Origin of the sequence: Pseudomonas sp. CCC4.1 (genome assembly GCF_035019225.1) — a bacterium.
Classification (GTDB): Bacteria; Pseudomonadota; Gammaproteobacteria; order Pseudomonadales; family Pseudomonadaceae; genus Aquipseudomonas; species Aquipseudomonas bubulae.
Genome location: NZ_JASJWL010000056.1, coordinates 24,982 through 30,981 on the forward strand (window position 1 = coordinate 24,982; position 6,000 = coordinate 30,981).

General features: G+C 61.6%; 5 protein-coding genes. 4 read left to right on the forward strand and 1 reads right to left on the reverse strand.

The window, feature by feature from the left end; all coding sequences use genetic code 11:
• The first annotated feature begins 67 nt into the window (after window positions 1–67).
• Window positions 68–1,378 carry an aminotransferase class III-fold pyridoxal phosphate-dependent enzyme gene (locus QN377_RS18425; protein ID WP_095025435.1) on the forward strand — a complete coding sequence of 437 codons (1,311 nt, stop codon included), beginning with the start codon at window positions 68–70 and terminating at the stop codon, window positions 1,376–1,378.
• Between the two features lie 98 nt (window positions 1,379–1,476).
• On the opposite strand, the gene QN377_RS18430 is transcribed toward QN377_RS18425, so the two are convergent.
• Window positions 1,477–2,994 carry a PLP-dependent aminotransferase family protein gene (locus tag QN377_RS18430; RefSeq protein ID WP_095025436.1) on the reverse strand — a complete coding sequence of 506 codons (1,518 nt, stop codon included), beginning with the start codon at window positions 2,992–2,994 and terminating at the stop codon, window positions 1,477–1,479.
• 184 nt (window positions 2,995–3,178) lie between these two features.
• Here QN377_RS18430 and tauA point away from each other — a divergent pair, with 184 nt between their 5' ends.
• From tauA to QN377_RS18445, 3 genes are read left to right on the forward strand one after another with little or no spacing between them, the layout of a single operon-like run.
• Complete coding sequence (tauA, locus tag QN377_RS18435) at window positions 3,179–4,177, forward strand: taurine ABC transporter substrate-binding protein (RefSeq protein ID WP_095001500.1); 999 nt, start codon at window positions 3,179–3,181, stop codon at window positions 4,175–4,177.
• A gap of 43 nt (window positions 4,178–4,220) precedes the next feature.
• Window positions 4,221–5,057 (forward strand): taurine ABC transporter ATP-binding protein, encoded by an 837-nt coding sequence (locus tag QN377_RS18440; protein WP_095001501.1) that lies wholly within the window; start codon window positions 4,221–4,223, stop codon window positions 5,055–5,057.
• The gene (locus QN377_RS18445) at window positions 5,057–5,926 is read left to right on the forward strand and encodes an ABC transporter permease subunit (RefSeq protein ID WP_095031973.1); all 870 of its coding nucleotides are present in this window, start codon (window positions 5,057–5,059) and stop codon (window positions 5,924–5,926) included. Before QN377_RS18440 ends, QN377_RS18445 begins: the two co-directional genes overlap by 1 nt.
• Window positions 5,927–6,000 lie beyond the last annotated feature (74 nt).

Genomic DNA, 6,000 nt, shown 5'->3' on the forward strand with positions numbered 1-6,000 from the left:
TTGCCCCCGGCCGTGACTAGTCTGCGAGCAACTGGCCGCACCGGACCGACCCTCAGGAGTGACATGCATGGCGACGAATCTGAACCACCAATGGATGCCTTTTACCGACAACCGTGAGTTTCACCGCGCACCGCAGTTGTTCGTCCGCGCCGAGGGCGTTCGTTACTGGAATGCCGAGGGCCGCGAACTGCTCGATGGCAGCTCCGGGTTGTTTTGCAGCGCTGCCGGCCATGGCCGTACCGAGATCGCCGAGGCGGTGTGCAAGCAATTGCTGACCCTGGATTTCACCCCGCACTTTCAACGGGCTTCGCCGTTGTCTTTCGAGCTGGCGGAACGCTTGAGCGACTTGTTGCCTGCTGGCCTGAACAAACTGTTTTTCACCAACTCCGGCTCCGAGTCGGTGGACAGCGCGATGAAAATTGCCCTGGCCTATCACCGTGCTCGCGGCGAAGCCCAGCGCACCCGGTTTGTGTCCCGCGAGTGGGCTTATCACGGCGTCAACTTTGGCGGCGTGGCCCTGTCGGGGATGATGCGCAACCGCCAGGCCTTCGCCACCGGCGGCCTGCCCCACGTCAGCCATATGCGTCACACCTGGCAAGAGGACCAGCGCTTTCAGTTGGGCGAACCGCAGCAGGGCGCCGACCTGGCCAGCGACCTGGAACGGATCATCGCCATGCATGGCGGCGACAGCATTGCTGCCTGCTTTGTGGAGCCGATTGCCGGCTCCATCGGCGTGTATGTGCCGCCTGTGGGCTACCTCAAGCGCCTGCGCGACATTTGTGACAAACATGGGATTTTGCTGGTGTTCGATGAAGTCATCACAGGTTTTGGCCGCACCGGCCAGGCGTTTGCAGCACAGAGCTTTGAGGTGAAGCCGGACCTCATCACCCTGGCCAAGGCCCTGACCAATGGCGCAATCCCGATGGGTGCCGTGGCGGTGGACGAGGCGGTTTACGACACCGTGATCAATGCCAGCAAAGGTGGCGGCCCGGAACTGTTCCACGGTTATACCTACTCCGGGCACCCGGTGGCCTGTGCGGCAGCGCTGGCTTCGCTGGATATTTACCGGGATGAGGATTTGTTTGCCAAGGGCGCGCAACTGGCGCCGTATTTTCTGGAGTGCCTGAGCGGGTTGCAAGGCCTGCCACAAGTCAGCGACTTGCGCGGTTATGGGTTGCTCAGCGGAATACAGCTGACGCCGGGGGATGCGCCGGGAGCCAAAGGTGCGCGGGTGCAGAGGGCGCTGTATGACGCCGGGTTGCATGTTAAAACGACCGGGGATGCGATCATCTTTGCCCCGGCGCTGGTGACTGGGCGGGCGGATTTGGATGCGATGTTTGAAGTGTTGAGAGAGACGTTGGGGCGGGAGGTTTTGTAAGGCTAAAGCAAGTCCCTCACCCTAGCCCTCTCCCAGAGGGAGAGGGGACTAAAAGCAAAGGCAGAACTGACCGCACGCGGCTGCGAGATCTCCCCCCATCAAGCGCCCTCTCCCTCTGGGAGAGGGCTGGGGTGAGGGGCTTTCAGCTCGCGCCACGCCTCACCCAGCGCCGCAATCCCCGGCTCGATCAGTTCTTCGGCAATCGCCCCGAAGCCCAGCCGAAAGCAGTTGAGCGGCCGCTGCTCGCTCAAATAATGAATATCCCCCGGTTCAATCAACACACCACGCCTGGCCACCAGCCGCTGCAACACCCAGGCATCCACATCCGGCGGGCAACTGACCCACAGCGACGAGCCCCCCGCCATGCCGCTGGCATTGAGTTGCGGCAAATGCTCGGCCATGGCCCGGCTGATCACCCGCCACTTGCGCGCCAGCCGATCGCGCAACCGCCGGGCATGGGCATCGTAATGGCCCATCGATAAAAACAGCGCCAACGTACGCTGGTTGTTCGACGGCGGATGCCGGTAGATGTAACGGCGCAGCGCCCGCAGTTCATGGATCAGCTCGGCATCCGCGGCAATAAATCCCAACCGTACCCCCGGCAGCAGGCTTTTGGTCAAGCTGCCCAGATAGATCACCCGTCCGCTGTCATCAAAACTCTTCAAAGCCGGATGGTTGCTGCCCAAAAAATTCTGTTCGTTTTCGTAATCGTCCTCAATGATCAACAAGTCATTTTCACGGGCACTGGCCATCAGCTCCAGGCGTCGGTACAGCGGCATGGTCACGCCAGTGGGCGACTGATGGCTGGGCGTGCAAAACACCATCTCGCAGTCGGCCAGTTGCTCATTGACCACCAGCCCCTGGCGATCAATGCGCAGCGGTTTCAACGCGCAGCCACTCAGACTGAAAATATTGCGCGCGTCCACATAGCCCGGATCCTCCAGCCCCATCACCAGCCCTGGGCGGCCCAGCAGCCGGGCGAGCATATACAGCGAATTCTGCGTGCCGATGGTGATCATCACTTCCTGCGTCGACACGCTGATCCCGCGTTTGGGCAACACACGCTGGACGATCTGTTCGACCAACAACGGATCGTCGAGCATCACTTGATCATCGACCCAACTGCGCATATGTGCGCCGGTGCTGGCGATGCGCGAACAGTCGCGCCAGCGGGCAGCGGTTTGCTCATCCGCCTCGACCTGACCATAGATGAACGGGTAGCGATACTCACGCCAGTTGCGCGGCTTGACGATGGCCCGCAACTGCGACGAACTGCTTTGCAGGCGCGCCTCCCAGTCCGGTGCATGGTCGGGGCGCTCGAAGATTTTTTGCGTGGCGGGTTTGAGGCTGACATTGAGCTGCTGGCGCAGGTACTTCTCGTTGATAAAGAAACCGCGCCGGTCCGATGGGATCAGATAACCATCCTGCACCAACTGCTCATACACCAGCACCACAGTATTACGCGACACGTTGAGCAGCTCACATAGCTTGCGCGATGACGGCATCGGCTCACCGGGCGGCATGGCACCGTCCAGAATCGCGCTGAGCAAGCTCTCGCGCAGTTGCTCCTGTAAGCCCCGGCCAGCTTCGAAGGGTCGAAAATAACGCTCCAACATGGTTCAAGCTCCTGGCCCGGCGCCCCGTCATGGCGCACCCGATGCGCTACAGCCCTTGCCACACAAGGCCTGCAACGACCTCTGGCACCACAGTTTGCAGCAACTGGATCTAAAGCAAGCGCCGAGCCAGCGCCTAAGATCGGGCTGACAAAAAAACAGACATCCCCCAGCCCGGAGTCTCACCATGCTCAAGCCCCTGAACAAATGGATCCGTCGCACCGTCTTGTTGCCCCTTACCGCTCTGAGCCTGGTAGCCACTGCCCACGCTCAGACCGTGACCATCGGCGTGCAAAGCATGTTTGCGCCCTGGAAAGACGCCATCGCGCAAAAGCAGTTCGAGCAAGCCACCGGCTGGGATATCCAGTGGCGCAACTTCGACAGCGGCGGCGACGTGATGATGGCCATGGCCTCGGGCGATGTGCAGATCGGGGTCGCCGGCAGCAGCCCGATTGCCGCCGCCGTGAGCCGCGGTGTGGATGCGCAATTGTTCTGGATTCTGGACAACATTGCCGATGCCGAGGCGCTGGTGGTACGCAATGGCAGCGGTATCGTCGCGCCACAGGACCTGGCCGGCAAAACCCTCGCCGTACCCTTTGTCTCCACCACCCACTTTCACGCGTTGTTTGCCCTTGAGCAGTTTGGCCTGACCGGCAAGGTCAAGGTTATCAACCTGCAACCTTCGGATATCCCCGCAGCCTGGGAGCGCGGAGATATCGACGCGGCGTTTATCTGGGATCCGGCCCTGGGCCGTCTCAAGCAAAGCGGCCATGTGCTGTTGACCTCGGGCCAACTGACCGACTGGGGCAAGGCCACCTTCGACGGCCTGGTGGTAGATAAACAATTCGCTGCCGCCAACGGTCCCGGCATGCAGGCGTTCACCCAGGTGCTGCAAGACAGCACCGCGGGTTACGTCAAGGCGCCAAAATCCTGGACCGCCGACTCGCCGCAGGTCATCAACGTGGCCAAGCAGTCCGGGGCCAAACCTGAAGAAGTACCACCGGTGCTGGCGCTGTACCAGTTCCCGCTGGCCAGCGAACAGGCCGGCCCGACGTGGCTGGGCGGTGGCGCTGCCAAGGCACTGGCCGCCACCGCCGAGTTCTTGAAAGCTCAAAAGAAAATCCCGGCCTTGCTGCCTGACTACAGCGCGGCGATCAACCCGACGTTTGTGCAAAACGCCCAATAACCCGCTCCCACAGGGCATCAAGTTAATTGACGAGGAACACGCCATGCCCCTCAGCCTAAAAATTCATGATGTGTCGGTGCTCTACCCCGGGCAGCAAAAGGGTCAGCCGGTAAGGGCTCTGTCCGGGGTCAATCTGGACATTGCCGCCGGTGATTTTGTCGTCGCCCTGGGTGCTTCAGGGTGCGGCAAGACCACACTGCTCAACCTGATGGCCGGGTTTATCCAGCCCAGCAGCGGGGTAATTACCCTGGGCGACTATCACGGCCAGGTGCCCGAGCGCATCGACGGCGCCGAGCTGCGTGACCAGGTCACCGGCCCCGGCGCAGAACGCGGTGTGGTGTTCCAGAAACATGCGCTGCTGCCGTGGCTGAATGTGATCGACAACGTGGCCTTCGGTCTCAAGTTGCGCGGTATCCCCAAGGTCGAACGCGAAGAACGTGCCCTGCATTTTTTGCAGTTGACCGGGTTGGCGGAGTTTCGCGATCACGCCACTTATCAGCTGTCGGGCGGCATGCAGCAACGTGTCGGGATTGCCCGCGCCCTGACCAATGACCCGAAGATGCTGCTGCTCGACGAGCCCCTCGGCGCACTGGACGCCCTGACCCGCGAACGCTTGCAGGAGCTGATCCTGGAGATCTGGCAGCGCACGCAAAAGATGATGTTTTTTATCACCCATGACGTCGAAGAAGCGCTGTTTATGGCCACCCGACTGATCATCATGTCGCCACGCCCGGGGCGTATCACCCACGAGTTTTCGGTGGATTTCGGCCAGCGCTTTCTCAAGTGCCGCGACGCTCGCGCCGTAAAATCCAGTCCCGATTTCATCGCCCTGCGCGAGCAGATCCTGAGCATCATCCACGGTGACGAGGAGGCAGCGTAATGAGCCTTTTGGACGAAAAACAACGCAATGCCGTGCTGCGCACCCTCCATGAACTGCGCCGCGCCGCGCCGGCAAAGCCGGGCGAGCAATATGGCGCACCGGGCAACGGCTCCAGTATGGGGCTGAGCCTGGGCACGATTTGTGTCGTGTTCGCCTTGTGGTTTTTCGCCACCAATGGCGGTTGGATCAAGCCGCTGTTTTTGCCCTCGCCCCAGGCGGTATGGGCGCAGATCGTGGATGTCAGCCGCAACGGGTTTGCCGATGCCAGCCTGTGGACACATATCGGCTGGAGTGCCCTGCGGGTGTTTGGCGCCTTTGCGCTGGCGGTGGTGACGGCAATCCCGGTGGGTATTTTGATGGGGGTCAATCGGGTGGCCCGAGGCGTGTTCGACCCACTGGTGGAGTTTTACCGCCCGCTGCCGCCGCTGGCCTATCTGCCGTTGGTGGTGATCTGGATGGGTATCGGTGAAGGCTCAAAAATCCTCCTGATCTACCTGGCGATGTTTGCCCCGCTGGCACTCAGTGCCCGGGCCGGGGTCAAGTCGGTGGCCATTGAGCAGATCCACGCGGCCTATTCGATGGGCGCCAGCCGCGGGCAAGTGCTCAGGCAGGTGATCATGCCGGCAGCCCTGCCGGAAATTCTGACCGGCATGCGCATCGCCATCGGCTTTGGCTGGACCACCCTGGTGGCCGCCGAAATGGTCGCGGCCACGGCCGGGCTGGGCTTTATGGTGCTGACAGCGTCCAAGTTCATGGCCACTGATGTGGTGATCATGGGCATTCTGGTGATCGGAGCGCTGGCCCTGCTGTTCGATCTGGGCATGCGCTGGCTGGAGCGCAAACTGGTGCCTTGGAAGGGCCGGGGATAAATGAAAACCCGTAGCCGGCCCAGTGGGAGCGAGCCTGCTCGCGAAGGGCGTTCGCCTGTCTCTTATACACATCT